General features: G+C 39.7%; 15 protein-coding genes. 6 read left to right on the top strand and 9 right to left on the bottom strand.

The genetic code is table 11. The features are described 5' to 3' along the window. Positions 1–137: 137 nt before the first annotated feature. Positions 138–2,285: a bifunctional (p)ppGpp synthetase/guanosine-3',5'-bis(diphosphate) 3'-pyrophosphohydrolase gene (locus CQA40_RS03535; protein ID WP_115519576.1), complete on the bottom strand. Its 2,148-nt coding sequence runs from the start codon at positions 2,283–2,285 to the stop codon at positions 138–140. Between the two features lie 219 nt (positions 2,286–2,504). Then, entirely contained in the window at positions 2,505–2,747 is a 243-nt protein-coding gene (locus tag CQA40_RS03540; protein ID WP_023927321.1) for a DNA-directed RNA polymerase subunit omega, read from the bottom strand. A gap of 186 nt (positions 2,748–2,933) precedes the next feature. Here CQA40_RS03540 and CQA40_RS03545 point away from each other — a divergent pair, with 186 nt between their 5' ends. Together CQA40_RS03545 and CQA40_RS03550 are read left to right on the top strand one after the other, a co-directional pair. After that, the gene (locus tag CQA40_RS03545; RefSeq protein ID WP_115519577.1) at positions 2,934–4,544 is read left to right on the top strand and encodes a CCA tRNA nucleotidyltransferase; all 1,611 of its coding nucleotides are present in this window, start codon (positions 2,934–2,936) and stop codon (positions 4,542–4,544) included. Further along, positions 4,538–5,476, top strand: coding sequence for a ribonuclease HII (locus CQA40_RS03550; RefSeq protein ID WP_115519578.1), 939 nt, complete (start codon positions 4,538–4,540; stop codon positions 5,474–5,476). Before CQA40_RS03545 ends, CQA40_RS03550 begins: the two co-directional genes overlap by 7 nt. A gap of 105 nt (positions 5,477–5,581) precedes the next feature. On the opposite strand, the gene CQA40_RS03555 is transcribed toward CQA40_RS03550, so the two are convergent. From CQA40_RS03555 to CQA40_RS11550, 4 genes are all read right to left on the bottom strand, one after another. Beyond that, positions 5,582–8,059, bottom strand: coding sequence for a hypothetical protein (locus CQA40_RS03555; protein ID WP_115519579.1), 2,478 nt, complete (start codon positions 8,057–8,059; stop codon positions 5,582–5,584). Positions 8,060–8,317: 258 nt separating this feature from the next. Then, entirely contained in the window at positions 8,318–8,497 is a 180-nt protein-coding gene (locus tag CQA40_RS03560) for a hypothetical protein (protein WP_115519580.1), read from the bottom strand. 33 nt (positions 8,498–8,530) lie between these two features. Continuing rightward, positions 8,531–9,070 (bottom strand): hypothetical protein, encoded by a 540-nt coding sequence (locus CQA40_RS03565; RefSeq protein WP_115519581.1) that lies wholly within the window; start codon positions 9,068–9,070, stop codon positions 8,531–8,533. 11 nt (positions 9,071–9,081) lie between these two features. Further along, positions 9,082–10,746 carry a hypothetical protein gene (locus CQA40_RS11550; protein ID WP_258864445.1) on the bottom strand — a complete coding sequence of 555 codons (1,665 nt, stop codon included), beginning with the start codon at positions 10,744–10,746 and terminating at the stop codon, positions 9,082–9,084. Between the two features lie 225 nt (positions 10,747–10,971). Here CQA40_RS11550 and CQA40_RS11025 point away from each other — a divergent pair, with 225 nt between their 5' ends. The 4 genes from CQA40_RS11025 to CQA40_RS03580 all read left to right on the top strand — a co-directional run bounded on the left by CQA40_RS11025 (position 10,972) and on the right by CQA40_RS03580 (position 13,543). Continuing rightward, on the top strand, positions 10,972–11,136 hold the full coding sequence (locus tag CQA40_RS11025; RefSeq protein ID WP_181882812.1) for a hypothetical protein: 165 nt from the start codon (positions 10,972–10,974) through the stop codon (positions 11,134–11,136). Beyond that, complete coding sequence (locus CQA40_RS11030) at positions 11,133–11,270, top strand: hypothetical protein (protein WP_181882813.1); 138 nt, start codon at positions 11,133–11,135, stop codon at positions 11,268–11,270. Before CQA40_RS11025 ends, CQA40_RS11030 begins: the two co-directional genes overlap by 4 nt. Before the next feature lie 112 nt (positions 11,271–11,382). Then, positions 11,383–12,498: a Cj0069 family protein gene (locus tag CQA40_RS03575; RefSeq protein WP_115519582.1), complete on the top strand. Its 1,116-nt coding sequence runs from the start codon at positions 11,383–11,385 to the stop codon at positions 12,496–12,498. Positions 12,499–12,820: 322 nt separating this feature from the next. Further along, positions 12,821–13,543: an outer membrane protein gene (locus CQA40_RS03580; RefSeq protein WP_115519583.1), complete on the top strand. Its 723-nt coding sequence runs from the start codon at positions 12,821–12,823 to the stop codon at positions 13,541–13,543. A gap of 100 nt (positions 13,544–13,643) precedes the next feature. Here the strand turns inward: CQA40_RS03580 and cas6 are convergent, their stop codons facing one another. The 3 genes from cas6 to CQA40_RS03595 form a co-directional block, all read right to left on the bottom strand. Then, on the bottom strand, positions 13,644–14,492 hold the full coding sequence (gene cas6 / locus CQA40_RS03585; protein ID WP_115519584.1) for a CRISPR system precrRNA processing endoribonuclease RAMP protein Cas6: 849 nt from the start codon (positions 14,490–14,492) through the stop codon (positions 13,644–13,646). Positions 14,493–14,569: 77 nt separating this feature from the next. Next, on the bottom strand, positions 14,570–14,956 hold the full coding sequence (gene csx20 / locus CQA40_RS03590) for a CRISPR-associated protein Csx20 (protein WP_115519585.1): 387 nt from the start codon (positions 14,954–14,956) through the stop codon (positions 14,570–14,572). Continuing rightward, a complete protein-coding gene (locus tag CQA40_RS03595) occupies positions 14,956–16,248 on the bottom strand; it encodes a TM1812 family CRISPR-associated protein (protein ID WP_115519586.1) in 1,293 nt (430 codons plus the stop codon). The genes csx20 and CQA40_RS03595 overlap by 1 nt, the downstream gene beginning before the upstream one ends. Positions 16,249–16,762: the final 514 nt, after the last annotated feature.

Consider the following 16,762-nt stretch of genomic DNA (forward strand, 5'->3'; position numbering starts at 1 on the left):
ATAGTGCTTGCTTTGTATGCTTTAGTGTGCAATCTATCTGCTTAGAATCTAGGTTTTTAGATTTTGGCATTTTTTTCCTTTCTCTTAGATTGACTTATTTGGCTTTGATTTTCTTGGCTTGACTTATTTGGCTTGGCTTAGCTTTTGTAGGCGTCTTTGAAATTGCTAAATTCAATAATACTAAATTTTGTGCTAAGTATGTCTTTAATTTTTTTGTAATTTTTATCTTCGGTGTCAAAAATCACTTCGCAGTATGATGCTGTTTGGGAATTATACCCGCTATAATTTATGCTTAGCACATTGCAGCCTTGCTTTGCGAGGGTGTTTATAAAGGCAGAGAGCATACCTTGCTTATCCTCTAGGGATACGATGACTTTATAGGCGTGTTTGTTTATCTGTGCCCATTTGGTTTGCACCATTGTCTGTCCCTCTTTGATGATGTCTTTTAGCTTGTCGCATAGTTTGTGATGGACTATGACTTTTTGGCTTGTTAGCACGCCCATTATGGAGTCGCCGTATTTTGGACGACAGCAGTAGTCAAACCCCACGCCATTTATGGTGTGGTTGCTACAAAAGATGAAATTATCTAGTTCAATGTGCTTTGGCTTTAGCATATTAAAGCGGATTTTGACAAATGGATTTGAGCCGATAGCAAAGCTATTTTTGATTTTCTCACACATTTTTAGTAGGTATGCTTCATCATTCACACACCGCACCAAATCCCTATCAAGCCCCCTTATGCTAAGGTATCGTCCAAATATCGTAGGGTCTTTGCTAAAAATGGTGGCTAAAATATTTATCGCTGCTTTTTTTTCGACTTCTTTTATGCGATTTTGGGCTTGGATTTTGAGCTGATTTTTGGCGCGAGAGGTTTTGACAGCATCTATCCAAGTGCATTTTGGATTTTCTTGTGGGTCGCTTAGGATACGCACTATGTCGCCACTTTTTAGCCTCTGCAAAAGAGAGGATTCTTGGTTGTTTATGTAGGCAGTTTTTGCGTGGTCTCCTAGCTTTGTGTGGATAAGGTAGGCATAATCTAGTGCCACTGCGCCCAAAGGTAAGCTAAATGTATCGCCATCGGGCGAAAATACGACAATATCCTCTCTATACAAGTCATTTTTTGCTAGCTCATAAAACTCCTCAATATCGTTGTTTTGGTATTGGAGATTTTGTAGCCACTCTAGGCTTGGAGAGATAGAGCCATCGCTTTTGTATTTCCAATGAGCTGCTACGCCAAACTCGGCATTTTTGTGCATATCAAAGGTGCGGATTTGCACTTCAAATACTCGCGATTTGTCAAAGACGGTGGTGTGAATGGTTTGGTAAGCGTTTTCTTTTGGCAAGGCTATGTAGTCTTTAAAGCGTGAGATTATGGGCTTAAACTCGCTATGGACAATACCTAGCACTTTGTAGCAATCAAGCACATTTCCTACAAGCACGCGCATAGCTAGCAAGTCCAAAATCTCATCAATCCCTATGCCCTTTCGCTGCATTTTTAGATACATTGAGTATGGACGCTTTATGCGGTATTCTAGCTTGAAGCTAGATTCTGTGAAGCCGTTTTGCAAAAGCAGGGCTTGGATAGTTTGTGAGAAGTCATTTAGTTGCAAAGTCAAGGGCTGGTTATTGTCTTTTAGGAAATCTTGGATTTTGGCGTATTCTTGGGGAAAAATGTAAAAAAAGCTCTTATCCTCTAGCTCATTTTTTATGCTTGAGATTCCAAGTCTATGCGCGATTGGTGCATATACGACAAGCGTTTCTTTTGCGATTCGTAGGCGTTTTTCCTCGCTTAGGCTATCCAAAGTCAGCATATTGTGAAGTCTATCGCTGATTTTTATCACAAGCACGCGCGGGTCATTTACCGCAGCGATTAGCATTTTGCGAAAGGTTAGCGCACTTATGGCAAGCCTTTGATTCGCACTTTTTGCCCCTAGCTCTTCTTCGCGGATTTCATCGATTTTGGTAAGCCCATCGACAAGCAGTGCCACAGCTTCGCCAAAGTCTTTTTTTACATTGTCCAAATTTATCTCTGTGTCTTCTACTACATCGTGAAGCAGTGCAGCACAAACCATTGCTTCATCGCCACCATAAAACGCCGTCAAGCACGCCACACAAAGCGGATGCACTATATAGGGCTCGCCACTTTTGCGAAACTGCCCCTCGTGGTTTTCTTGTGCGCATACTATGGCACGCGAAATACTTGGGGTAATCTCACAAAGGCTAGATAAAAACGCCTTTGCATCTGCAAAGGTTCTTAGTTGTTGGACTTGGGTAAAGATTTCCAAAATGGATTCCTTCAAAGAAAAACTACTACAAAAGGCGGTATTCAAGGCTTATAAAATCTAGGCTAAAATTTTAGAATCTACATTTTTTGGGGATTTTGTTTCAAAAATCTCTGCAAGGCTTCTTGCGTAGATTTTGCTTTGTGAATGTTTTTTAGGCTTAGTGGATTTTGGCTAGCTTGGCACAAGCGCAAAAGCCACTACTAAAATCTAAAAACCTCATTAAAATAGATTTTCGCTTGGGTTGTCTATGCGCTCTAGTGATAGCTTGCCCTCTGCGATTTCGCGCAGGGCAATGTCGGTTAGCTTTTCGATTCTAGGGTTTGCTTCTACTAGGATTTCAGCACCATTATTTAGTTGCTTTACGCGCTTAAAAATCATATTGGATAGAATGTAGCGGTCGTTATTTACGCGCTCTAGTGCGGCTGCTGTGATTTCCTCGCTTCTTTTGGCATTGTGTCTCATTTGCGTCCTTTGATAGAGTGGATTTTGTAGCGTTGTTAGCTTGCTTTTAAAATCGCTTATTATACAATAGTTTCTTTATAGTTTCCTTGATAATTTGATAATTCCTTAAAGAGAATCGCTTTATAATTGCAAAATTTGTTTGGTTTAATCCGTAATTGTAGATTTTATCTTTTAAGGATTTTGGAAGTGGAGCAAATAGCTAGCAAATATGTCAGTAGCGAGATTTTAGCCATACTAGAGAGATTAGAATCAAACGGCTTTAGTGCCTTTATCGTGGGGGGGTGCGTGCGTGATATGCTGCTAGGAATCCCACCAAAAGATTTTGACATATCCACAGATGCTTTGCCTAGCGAGGTGGTGGATATATTTGATAAAGCTGGGTATAAATGCCTAGAAATAGGCAAAAAATACGGCACAATCTCTGTGTCAAAAACACCCATAAAAACCAATGATAGCGCGAAAAACGACAGCCCAAAAACCCAAAAAAGCCCAAAAAATATGCAAAGCACAAAAAAATACCAAAAAAACAACGAATCCATAAAAGCCACAAACAATGAAGCCATAAATGATTTTGTAGAGATTACGACATTTCGCAAAGACAGCGCATACATAGATGGGCGACACCCTCAAAGCGTGGAGTTTGGCAAGAGTATTTATGAGGATTTATCACGCAGGGATTTTACTATCAATGCCCTTGCGTTCGCACCGCACACACCACAAAAAGCAAACGATAAGAGGGGCAAAAATAGAGGGCAAAGCCAAATCATTGATATTTATGGTGGGTTAGAGGATTTGAAGCGTAAATCCATAGCTTGTGTGGGAAAGCCAAGCGAGCGTTTTAGCGAGGATTATTTGCGGATTTTGCGGGCTTTGCGCTTTAGCTCTGTGCTTGGATTTGACATAGAGCCTAAGACAAAAAGAGCGATAAAATCTCAAATCCAAAAGCTAGATTCTTTGCCAAAAGAGCGGGTAAATGCGGAATTTAGCAAGCTACTTTTGGGGGACTTTGCTTGTGAGGTATTGAGCGAGTATAGCGAGGTGCTAAGCGTGATATTTGGGGAATCTTTGGGGCTTGGTGTGGATTTTGACTTGGAGGGGTTTGCGACATTTGGCGCATTCCACAAATTAGCCTCACTAAAAAACGCACCAAAAGATTTAGTTACGCGCTTAAGCGTGCTGTGCTACGCGCTTTTTGCAAAGGATTTTGGCAAAGATTTTGATTTAGATTTTGACACAAAATCTAGCGAGGCAAAACTCGCCCTAAAAACCGCGCTAAAAAATCTGCGATATAGCAATGAAATCGCTAGCCAAGTGTGCTTTTTGGTGGGCTTTGCAAATAGGGCTCTAGCCAAAATCTATGAAGCAGGGCAATGTCAAAAGTCGCTAAAAATCGCACTAAAACTCCTAGCCAAAGAGTGCAGCCCAAATGCACTCATCGCAGAGCAAAAAATGCTAGCGTTATTTGAGTTTTTAGACATCATTTGTGCTTCTAAGCCCAAAATCGCACAAGCAAAATCTAGCTTTTGTCAAGTGCTTTGCCACAAAGAGTGTTTTTGTCTCTCTCATCTCGCCATAAAGGGCGATGAGGTAAAATCCACACTCCAAAAAATCAAGCAAAAGAATAGCCTAGATAGTTTATCAAGCAGGTTTGTGGGCGAGGTTTTGGACTTTTTGCTACGCGCTGTGATAGAGGAGCAAATCCCAAATACCAAATCCGCGCTAAAATCTGCTAGCGAAAAATATCTGCACGACTTGGCACAATCTGTAAGTAAGGCTTGCAAGGAGGAGAAATGCTAATATGCGGAATCGATGAAGCGGGTAGGGGGTGCTTGGCAGGCTCTCTATTTGTCGCGGGCGTGGTGTGCGATGAGGAAGTGCTAAGCCAAAATCTATCTAAAACCTTGCAAAAAATGGGCATAAAAGATAGCAAAAAGCTAAGCAAACACAAGCGATATGAGCTAAAATCTAGGCTAGATGAGATTTCGCATTTATCTCATTTCGTAGTAGAAAAAACCGCAGAGGAAATCGACACAAAGGGACTAAGCGCGTGCCTAAAAGAAGCATTAGAAGCGATAATGCAAGCGGTGGTAAGTGTGGCAAAAAATGAAGTGATAAAAAAGCCAAATGATAGAGGTGATAGGGCAGATGAGGAGCTAGGCAAATCTAGCGGGGGCGATTTGCTGGATTTGCCACAGGAGGATTTGATAAGATTTTATTTTGATGGCAATAGCACATTTGGTGCAAGCACACTAAAAGTGAGCAGAGATTTTACCACAAAAATATCCCTAGAGTGCATAGTCAAAGGCGATGCACTAGTGCCTCTCATCTCGTGTGCATCGATATATGCCAAATGTGCCAAAGACACTCAAAGCGCACAGCTAGACAAAATCTATCCGCAATATGACTTAGCCACAAACGCAGGATATGGCACAAAAGCACACATAGAATCTATCGCTAGATACGGGCTTTCGCCTATTCATCGTGCTAGTTTTTGTGGGAAGTTTTTGGACTATGCGCATTCTTTGGATTCTGCGCTTTTTGGGGAATGTGGGGATTCTAGTGATTTTGTAAAATCTAGCGTGCAAAAATCTAGCAGGACAAAAACTAGCGAGACAAAATCTAGCAAGCTAAAATCTAATATCACAGATTCTAAAAACACAAAATCTAATAGGGCAAAATCTACAAAAAGAACGCCAAAAGCGACAAAAAATCAGCCTAGTTTGTTTTAGTGGTTATATTTTAGGTTTTGCTTATGCAATTTTGGTATCAGCACCTAAACTACTTTACATAGCCTTGAATCTCACGCGCAAATCCCATCAAAACAATAGAGATGCCTAACTTGCCTCCTCTATCTCTTCGGCTATCACATCTATGACTATATCCCTATTGAAAGCATAATTTGGTAGCTTGGGGCGTTGCGATACGATAGCCACCACTATGGGTTTAAGTATGCTATTTGCATAAGGTAGCATTGCTTTCACGCTAAATTTTTTACCAAAGAAATCCGCATCATCTTGCAAAATTTTATTTACAATAGCCAAAAACTCACTTCCCTCATCTTTTGATAGCTTAAATAAAACGCTAAGCGTAATGATATGCTCAAAAAATATGCGTTGTTTTTTGGCTAAATCATCTTCAATAAATTTATCCATAATCTTTTTGGCAGCTGCGCCACCGCCCATACCACCTACTATGCCACCGATTAGCCCACCTGCGATAGTGCCTACACCGGGGATAAATGAAAGCGCAGCAGCCCCAGCTAATGCTCCAGCTGCTCCACCTGCGATACCACCAGCATTTACGGCGATATTTTTTACGCATTGCATACCAGAGATTTGCCCTCTCATCATTTGGACAACTTCCACACTAGAAGTAACCGCCATAGTAGCAGCTGCCACTACGATAGTGCCACGCAATGCGCTATTTGCTGCACTATTCACTGCTCCTTTACCTGCGCTTGACGCGCCTTTCTTACCTACTTCGGCTAATGCCCTACCTACTGCATTGCCATTAAAGTTAAAATTTATCACTTGTTGCAAAAACTGATTTAGCGCAGGGATTCGTTGCATTTGCGCTCCTACCATATAGATAGCAAATGCCTTACCACCCGTCCTTATCCCTATGATGATTGATTCCTTTAGTGCTTGTTTTATGTCGCGTCCTCTGTAATAACATAGACTTGTATTTATCACAAATGACACGCCAAATGCCGCCACAGCTACAACTGCGCCATTTCTAGCGTCAAATTTTAGACTTTCTTTGGAGCAGAATTTAGAGTAGTCTTTTGCCTCTTGGTATGTTATGCTACCTTTTTTGACAAGACTTTTTGCTTCATTTGGGTCTGTAACGCCCTGCACTTTGCCTTGTCTAATCTTTTCCTCCATAACTTTCACTGCTTTGTCATATTGGTCTTTTGGGACTTCCAATACCATAGGTTTGCCCGTATCTTTGTCAATGTATTTATAATTGCCATCGCCTTTATTGTCAAATCCAGCACCGACACTTCTAGGAGCTGTTTTTAAGTATTTAGTTTGTATTTTAATACCATCTACAAGTCTATCCGCACCATTTAGGGCATTATCACCACCTATTATTTGGGCATCTCTACCAGCCCATATATCATTTTCATTATTCATAATCTCTGCAGCAAAGCCGTGTCCTGTGTCTGCATTTTGTAAAGTTTGAAAATTTTTCGCCCATACTTCGCTTACACCCAAAGTAGTCGCTGCGGTGGAGGTGGTATTGGATAGATTTTTGCTAAATCGCTCTTTAAAAGATTCATAGCTTTCGCCCTCTAAAATCGCAGGATTCAAATCCTCGCTAATCTCAATGCAACGATTTTCTGTATCTTCGCACAAGGCAGAGCAAAACCACTCGCCCTCAATATCATTTGCACTATTTTTATCCTCTGCTTTGCCACAAGATGAGCAAATAGCGAAATTATCCAAATTTATATTGTGGATAAAGTACGCCCCATCATCAAAAATATACTTATTGACATTGCCCCCTGCTTTTAGGAAATCCTCCAAATATTTGGTATCTAAATCAATGATTTTTTGTGCTTGCTTGGTAGCTTCTTTGAAAGATAATTTGGGAGTTTCTTTTGGGATTGATTCTAGGGCATCGATGATGTCTTGTAAATCTTGTGGCTTGAAATAAAAATCCGTGCTATACAGATTTATGCTAGCGATTTCACCATTTGATAGTATGCCTTGCGTGATTTCATCGATAAATGCTTTGAACTTGTATCTATCGCCTTGAATGTCTAACTCTTGGTAGATTTGTGGTAGAGTGAAGTAATTTTTATTGCCCAAAGAATCTACTTTTTGGCGGATTTCTTTGTAGATTTGGTTTAGCTTGTTAGTCCCCCAAATCAGCACGACAGAGGCAACTCCCATACAAAATAATATAGAATAAGCATAGTCATCGCCAGCGGGAAATAGCAAAAAAATTAACGCGTGAATACAAATAGCTACAAACCCAAGAGAATCAAACAACTTGTGCTTTAGAAGTGTTTGCTTAAGAAAAGGAGTGTCTTTAGATGAGTATATTCTGATGTTTTTTATCAGCCCAATGTATAGAAATGATAAGCCCAAAAGAATCAAATGAATTGAGACAATCCCTTTATAAGCGTTATCATAGCCCACACTATCATACTCATTAAAAACCAAGATAAGCGATATAAAGAGCAGTGTTTTTGTAAGCAATATGGACTTAGTGTGTAGCCAACAAGATAGGGCAAATACCCCAACACCAAAGGCAAAAAACCTCAAAAATACCCAAAAATATAAGTGCGTTGCTATGGATTCCATTTTTTAACTCCGTTATTTTTGTCAAGTCTAAAATCACAAAATGCTATCCCCCCCCCCCTCAATGAATAGTAAATAAGGGCATTATAATTTGGCAAATATCTCATCATTTGAAAAAGCATTCGCAAAAAACTGCAACAACCAAGCCTATAAAGCTCTCTAAACAACACAAAATCTAATAGGGCAAAAACTACAAAAAGAACTACAAAAGCGACAAAAAATCAGCCTAGTTTGTTTTAGTGGTTTGCTTTAGTGCAAAATCTACTTGCAAACTATTTCAAAAGACAAAAAAAGACTTATGCTCAAACTTGCCACAGATAGAGCAATAGCAATCCAAACCAAAATCTTTATATTTTTTATGGCTTGCTTATTTTGCGTGATGAACTCGGCATTTTGAGAGATTAAATCTTTGTTTGCAGAGATAGATTCTGCATTTTGCAAAATAGAGGCTTGATTTTTTGCAGTCGATTCTCTTTATTGGAGGATTTTTTGATTGGCTTTCAGTCCATTTTCAATTTGCTTTAAGTATCCCCTTTCTTTCTCATCTCGTATTTCTTGCACCTTGCCATACACATCGATAAACCCCTCCTCGCAGATTTTAGCAAGTTCTTCTAGCATTGCTTGATTTAGCACTGCACTTGTTGCGGCAAACTGAATGCTTTCTTGCACAAGGTTTGCAAGCTCGGCAATAGCTTCATTTTGTAAAATAATTATCTCTGTGTTAATTTCACTTCTTTTTTCAGTAGCGGTTTTGCCAAATTTTAAGCCAAATCCTTTTGCTGCAAGTCCAATAAATCCACCACCTAAGAGCATAATATCAGAAGCACTACGCCACCAATCATTTTTAGCATTTTTAGCTTCAGCACTCAACTTCTTAGCTTTTTCCAAGTTTTGTGTTAAGTTATGCACGCGTTGAGCAATAAAAACTGCCTTTTTTCTAGCAAATTCTTTTAGCTGGTTTGGATTTGTAGGCAAAACATCTGTGTCAAACACTTCTATCAATTCGTTATTCATTGCACTCTCCTTTATTTGTATTTATTTATCGTATTGCGGAGCTGGTCTATGCTACCCATAGTGCGCTCTGCACCAGCCAAAACTGCATCATACCCATCTTGCAAAACAAACCAAGTTTGCATAAGTTTATACTGCACAATCTCGCCAGATTTTGTCATCATTTGGATTTGAAACCCTGCTATCTTTTTATCATTCGCCCACTTATCCATATAATAAATGGCAATCGTGCTTAGCACCGCGCCCAAAGCCGCACTTATGCAAAGCCCGAGCGCATCGCCAATAGTTTCATCTAAAAACGGCAGTGGAATCCCAAGAAGCACATTTAGCCCGGGAATCGCATAAAGCCACTTTGTGATATATTCTCCTGATAGCATAGTTACTGCGCTAATCAGCCCTGCCACAAAGATTTTGGAGGCTTCAAATAGTCGCTCATTTTCGGGTGTATTTTTGTCAAATAGCTTTTTAACCGCCTGATATAGCGAGGTGAATCCAGCGCGAATAATTCGCACGATTCGCTTTAAAGTTGTAAAGAATATATTTATCACAAATACCACGAGATTACCAAAAAACGCCACGATTCCCGCTTCAAATGAACCTGCGATTATGTCTTTCCACCTTGCGCGTAGATTTGCCCAAATTTGCTTTAGACGCTTAGCAAATCGCTTGAAAATATCCCCCAAACTCTCATTGCCAAATTCTTTAAAAAGCGTTTTTAGCTCATCACTCATACCTATGATAAATTCTTTTAAAATTTCGCCGATAGCGGTGTAAATCGCCATTTTACCTGCGTCTTGCGCTCCTGTCATAAGTGCTTCTTTGTAGGGCTTTGCACTTTCGTAGTAGGCTCTATCGACTTCTTTATCGATATTTTCTTTGCTTTCGTTGTAAGCCTTTTTAAATTCCTCATCGTTAATTTCTTTTTGCTTTTTTAGTTTTCTTTGCTCGTTCAATTCGCTTTGTGTTAAATATCCGCGTTTTTGCTCTGCTTGTTTTAGTTCTGTGATTCGTTCATCTCGCCTTGCCAAAAATTGTTCTGCTGTTTTTGTCTTTTTAGAGCGATTTAGCGTTGAATCGGTAAGAGTTAGATTATCCTGTGTATTTGCTAGCTTCGCGCCATCGATTTGTGCCAAAACTCGCGCCCTATCATCGTGTATCGTTTTTGCCGAAACCATATGGTCTAAATCCGCGCTATCATTTAGCTTAATCTTTTTGCCTGTCATATAATCTATGCTTTTCCCTTGCTTTTTTATCTCGCCTTGCTCTTTCTTTATGGCTATGTAGTCTTTGTCTGTGTGATAATGCCCTGAATCATACTCACCACGATTTTCATATCGCTGTTTTTCAGCCTCACTTGCATAGATTCCTTTCCTCACATTATGCGTAGTATTGACATTTCCGCCGTCTTTACTATTTAGCACCACCGCTGCAAGTCCAAAATGCCCCACCACCGCATCAATCGCATTTTTTTGGCATTGCTCAAAAAGCGCGTTCATTTGCTCTTTTGGGAGCTGTGATTGTAAAGATTCAAGCTCTTTTAGCGCAGATTCTAGCTCGCTATCAATCTCAATACGCAAGGATTGCTCTTTTGTAAGCGTTTGGACTTCTACTTCTAGCTCACTAGCCATACTCTCATAATCATCGCGCATAAAATCACTGCGTGTCATTTGCATTGCCATTTTCTACTCCTTTTGTGTTTGAATAATCACGATACTAAATAAACAAAATGCTACCCCCCCCCCCCTCAATGAATAGTAAATACAGGCACTATAACTTGGCAAATATCTAGCAATTTGCAAAAACCACTTGCAAAAATCTAGCTACAAATCCACACTACACAAACTAACGCAAGCCACAAAACACCTTTTATCGCAATATTCATATTTTTTCGCTAAAATCCCAAAATGCTTGAACTTGTAAAAAACATCGGCTTAGGATTGTTTGTCAATGGTAGCTATGCTATGATGAATGGGCTTTTTAGTATCCAAAATATCATCATAGCGATTGGCAGTGTGCTACTTATGGCGGGCTGCATACTCTATGCAAAAAGAAATGAGGAGCGAGAATGACGCAGAGTGAAGTAGGGCAAAATATCATCTTAGCAATAACGCTTGTATGCCTCACATTTGTAGCATTTATGCTTATCAAGCAAGAGCTAGAGATTCGCAAATCCCGCAAAAAGCACAGAAAACATTCAAAATAAATTCTATCAAGTGTGAAATTTTGCAAATCAAGTCTAAAGTGTGGGCGGCACTTAAAAACGCGAGTGTGGCGACACCAAACGCAAAATCTAAAACTGTTGTAAGGAGTTGGCAATGAAAAAAAGCATTGTATTTTTTGAAGCAAAGGGCGGTAGCGATAAAGGACCTGATGGGTATCGCAAGGACACTATGCCTATGGTAAATGCGCTTAAGGCAAAGGGCTGGAATGCGGAGGTAATCTTTTTTACCGATGATATTTTGCGCAACGAATCCGAGCGTAATAAGATTTATGAGGAAGCAAAAGCGAAGTTTGATGGCTATGTCTCTCGCGTAAATCCGGGCAACTTAAAAGAGGAAAAACTCTATTTTGATGTGCTAAGAAAGCTCTGTGATGCTGGGCTAGTAGGTATGCCTCACCCTGATGCGATGATAGGCTATGGCGCAAAAGACGCACTTACAAAATTGCGAAACACCGAGCTTGTGCCTACTGACACGCTTGCATACTACGAGCCAAACGAAGCGGCGCGAATCGGCGTGAAATGGGAAGCAGGTGGCGAACACGACTTTAAGAAAAATTTCCCAAAAACTTTGGCAAAAGGTGAGCGTGTGCTTAAGCAAAATCGTGGCTCCACAGGCGAGGGAATCTGGCGCGTGAGGCTAGAGGACGCAAGTGCATACAACAAGGTGGATTCACTCCCACTTGATACCAAAATCATCTGCACAGAGGCAAAAGACAACCACAGCGAAAACCGACAACTAGGCGAGTTTATGGACTTTTGCGAAGTGTATTTGAAAGGCGATAATGGAATGCTCGTGGATATGACATTTTTGCCACGCATAAAAGAGGGCGAAATCAGAATCTTGATGCTGTATAAAACGCCTGTGTATGTCGTGCATAAAAAGCCAGCTGAAGGTGGCGATGCGTTTTCTGCGACACTCTTTAGCGGGGCGAAATATCGCTACGATGAGCCAAAAGATTGGCAGAGCCTTATTGATTGGTTTTTGGCGCAGCTCCCTGAAATCCGCTCCAAACTCGGCAACTATGATTTGCCACTGATTTGGACAGCGGACTTTATCCTAGATACGGATAAAAACGGCGCGGATAAATATGTGCTAGGCGAGATAAACTGCTCTTGTGTGGGATTCACAAGCCCAGCGGAATTTATGGAAAAAATCGCACTTATGGTGGGCGATAATATCGTAGAAATCGTAGAGGGTGCGAAAAAATAAGCGCGTGGAAATAGACAAGAGAAAGCGGGCAGGAGCGGGCAGGGTAGCAAAAGCATAAACCCAAAATAAGCCTAGAATGCAGGCTAGTGTATAGCCGCAATAAAAGTGTGGGATTGATAGGAGGGGGTTTCCACCACGCTAGATTTTGTTTCTTTTTGGTTTTTTAGCTTTTTGCGTTTGTAGCGGTGGCGCGTTTGATAAGCACTTGTGTTTGATAAGTGATTTATACGCTTGATAAGCGACTAAACAAGCCAAATAACTTAACAAGCAAAAATCAACTAAAAATCAAAAAGAAATAAAAAAACAAAAAGGAAAAATAAAAATGAGAAATGCAACACACACACACACAGCAAAAATAGTTTTCGCATTAGCAGGGTTGTCTATAAGTGCAAGTTTGGCATTAGCCGAGCAAAGTGGCGCGTTTGTAGGCGTAGAGGTAGGATACGGAGAAGCACAATATCAAGTGAAAAATATCGCCGAAGTTGAAAGAAATGGCAAGATAAAAAGTGGTGGTGTTTATTATGGACTTGTAGCGGGGTATAAGCACTTTTTTACTCCATATCTTGGCTTGCGCTCTTATGTGAATTTTGATGTTTTGCACACAAAGTTTAGCGAGCAGGGAAGCTCTATGAGGGCAAATCTTTTCACTTATGGTGTGAATGTGGATTTTCTAGGGAATTTTCTTAGCACTTCGGTGGTTGATTTTGGTGGATTTGTCGGGCTGTGGCTTGGGGGCAACACTTGGCAAGGCAAAGATATAGATGCCCAAATAGATTCAGGTAAGCAACTTGCAGATATAGTCAGGGGACTGCCAAATGCTAGCATAAAAACACATTTTGGCAAAAGTGCTTTTGATGTCGCTATCAATCTAGGACTACGCACAAATATCGCAAAATATCACGGTATAGAGCTAGCCGCGAAAGTCCCATTTCTATCAACTGAAATAGTAAACCTACAAGCTTCTGTGGAGCAAGAAAGTCTTGGGTTGCAAGCAACACTAAAGCATACTTGGAATCTTACTGCGAGATACACTTTTAGTTTTTAGACTTCGTGGCTAGGTTTGTTTTGCAAGCCAAAATCTAATCCACTCAAGCCACTGCTAGAGGGGCTTGTAAAATTTGCAAACTTTGCGACTAAGTCTCAAATCAAGCCTTACAAATTGTGATTTTGCCTAGTCCAAATGAGCATTGCTTGCCTATACCGATTAGCTCGCCTATCTTTAGTAGCTCATAGCTGTCTTTGTCCAAATCATCTATGACAATCTCGCCTATAAGTCCGCCTAGATTCATCGCTGTTTTTTGGGTGTAGCTTTTGCGATATAGCTCGACATAGCGCAGATTTTTGGCAGTGATTGTGCCACTAAAGAAGGGCATTTTATCCCGTTCTTTGCCCAAAATAGCGAGTTTGCGCTGATAGATAGAGCGAAATATATCGCCAACTTCCAAGCTAGAATCAAGCACAAAGACATTGTTTTTCTTTATGCGAAGTGGCGTGATTAGCGTGATTTTCACGCGTGGAGCAAAATCGTTTGTGCCAAATCTCTCTCCAAACTCAAGTGGCATTTTGATATTGCTACTATCTTTGCCACCGAAGCAAAACTCATCATTGACAAATATAAAAATCTCTTTGAAGCGCAGAGTTTTGTCGCTAGATTTTAGCCCGATTTCACATAGCATTTTGTGCAGGGCAGCCAAAATCACAGGGGCGTTTTCTACTTCCTTGCCAAAAAGGAAAATCCCAAAATCATAGCGAGGCATTCCTAGCTCAAAGTCAAAGCGGAAATTATGATATACATTTTTGCATTCATAAAAGTCAAAAAACACGCAGGATTTGGCGAACTCACAGCCATTGCATTGCGCAGTGTCTTTTATGCAGACTATGCTTTTTAGCGCGTGTCCCAAAGCCCCGCGAACTGATGAACCGATGAAAAATGGTGGCTTGAAGCTATCACGCGCTAGCACAGAGATTTTGCAAAATTCAAGTGCGTCAGTCATTTGCGATTCCAATGGCTTTTATCATTTGTAGTTTTTACTCAAACATTTTGTGTGATTTTGGGCTTGCCTAGTCGCATTTAGTCAAACTCTCTAAATTCCCTAAATCGCTCGTGGATAAATGATTTTTTGATGATTTTGACGCCATTTTCGTTTTCTTCTAGCGAGATTCGCTTCGTGGTGGCATAAATGGGCGTTATGCCCAAATTTAGCGCGAATCGCACAAGCGCGTAAGTCGCTCCAAAATCGCCTTGGATAAGTAGATAGTCGCCTTTTTTGGCATTTGATTTTAGCGATAGTGCAAACTCGCTTAAAAACTCGCTTAGATTATCTAGCTCTGGCGGGATATTGCTCCATTTTTCATTTGTGATATTTACAAAATTTTCTATACCGAATCGCTTTTTTGCTTCGCTCTTTTGTGCGTCTGTCAGCGCGTGATTTAGCAAGATAAAAAGTGTTTTTGGCATTAGAGATTCTTTATTTTATTTAGGTTTTTTAAGCCATCTTGCAGCTTGCCTTCGGCGATTGGTTTTGTGGCTACGGTTTGCTTATGTGGATTTTGGCTTATGATTTGCCCTAAGTTTGATAGCACTCCTTTTAGCTCACCACCAATCATCTTGGTATCATATTTTTTGTCTTTGCTAATATGTGCCAAATCATTTCTAAAAGTTTTTATTTGTCCTATTAGGTTTTTCCACGATTCAAACTTTGTTTGATTGTTTTTTCTATAAGTTTGAATCTCTGTGAAATCTGCAAAAACATTTTTGCCATTTTTGGTGTCATTTGGTTTTATATCTGCCAAAACATAAAACCTAACAGCATTTGTTAGCTCATATTCACTAAATCCGCGCTTACAAATAAGATTTTGCCCACTCAAATCATCAATAATATAAAGTGCAATAGCTTCATAAATATAAGTAGCCACTATGAGATAGTAGCCTTTTTCGTGCATAATTTTTGCTATTTTATAGTGTTTTTGATAGTCTTTTTTTGTATTTTTTATATCCACAAAATCACTTAAAATTTTTTCTACTTCATATAAAATATTTTCCAATCCCCCAAATTCCGCATTATTTTTTGCTTTTTGTAGTTCATTGCTTGTTTTGTCAAGGTTTGCAAATATATGATTGAAATCATTTGCGTGCAAAGACTTTGAAAACTCACTAAGTGCGATTATAAATGGCTCTTTTAGCCCCATATTTGGCACACTTAAAGTCTGCACAAATGTTTGCAAACTAAGTGCTATAAGGCTGATTTGGGAGTATTTTTCTAAGCTGATATATTGATATTTTTTGCCTTGCTCTATCTCTTTGGCAAAAAGCAAGGTTATGGATTTTTTGGTATTGATTTGTCCCAAAGTGCTTGCAAAACTAGCGATAATGGGCTGGTGGCGAAATCCGTGCGTAATATCTAAAATGATATTATCTTCTTTGGCTTCTTTTATGGAACTTAAGATTTCGCTGAAAACTCTCTGTATTTCATTATCGCTCAAAACTTTTGGTGAATTTTTATCAAAAATCGCTTTGCATTGCGAAAGATTTGCAAAAATGTTTTGCTGAAATGCTATGGAATCGCTTGTGCCTAAAAATGTGTAGGTAGCACTCTCCCCAAAGCTCTCCATTAAACAATGCGTGGAGTTAATAAACTCACCATTTTTAAGTTCGCTTATGTCGCTATCTTTGCTATAAGTGCTTTTTGTAAGACTGCCGTCCCTATTTTTCCCCGCTAGTCCCAAAATCGCAATAATGTGATAGCTCATCTCTACACCTCCAAAATCTAGCTAAAATCTACAAACCTTAAATCCACTTCCAAACCTGCAAAAATATTTGCAAAGCACAGCTTGCAAAGTGTGGTGCAAGCCAAATCACACAAATACACACAAATACACACAAATACACACAAATACACACAAATACACACAAATACACACAAATGCGCTTCAGGTATGTGCAAAAATCAAGCTGTGATTATAGCAGAAATAGCGTGGCGCGTGATTTAGATTTGGGCGATTTGCTTTGATTTTATTGTGTTTTTATATGTATTGAGGTTTTTGCCACTCTTGTATTCTTGGGATACTTAGTGTCTTAATGAGATTATTTGTCATAGTATAGTGAGGTATCTCAAAGTATTTTATCACTTGTCATACTGAGGCTTTAGCCGAAGTATCCAAAAAAGATTTTTTTTACATTACTTCTTTGGATATTTCACTTCGCTCAATATGACAAAAGATAGTTTTTATATGACAGAAAAATTATTTTTCATACCATTGCAAA

Origin of the sequence: Helicobacter sp. MIT 01-3238 (genome assembly GCF_003364135.1) — a bacterium.
Lineage (GTDB): Bacteria > Campylobacterota > Campylobacteria > Campylobacterales > Helicobacteraceae > Helicobacter_B.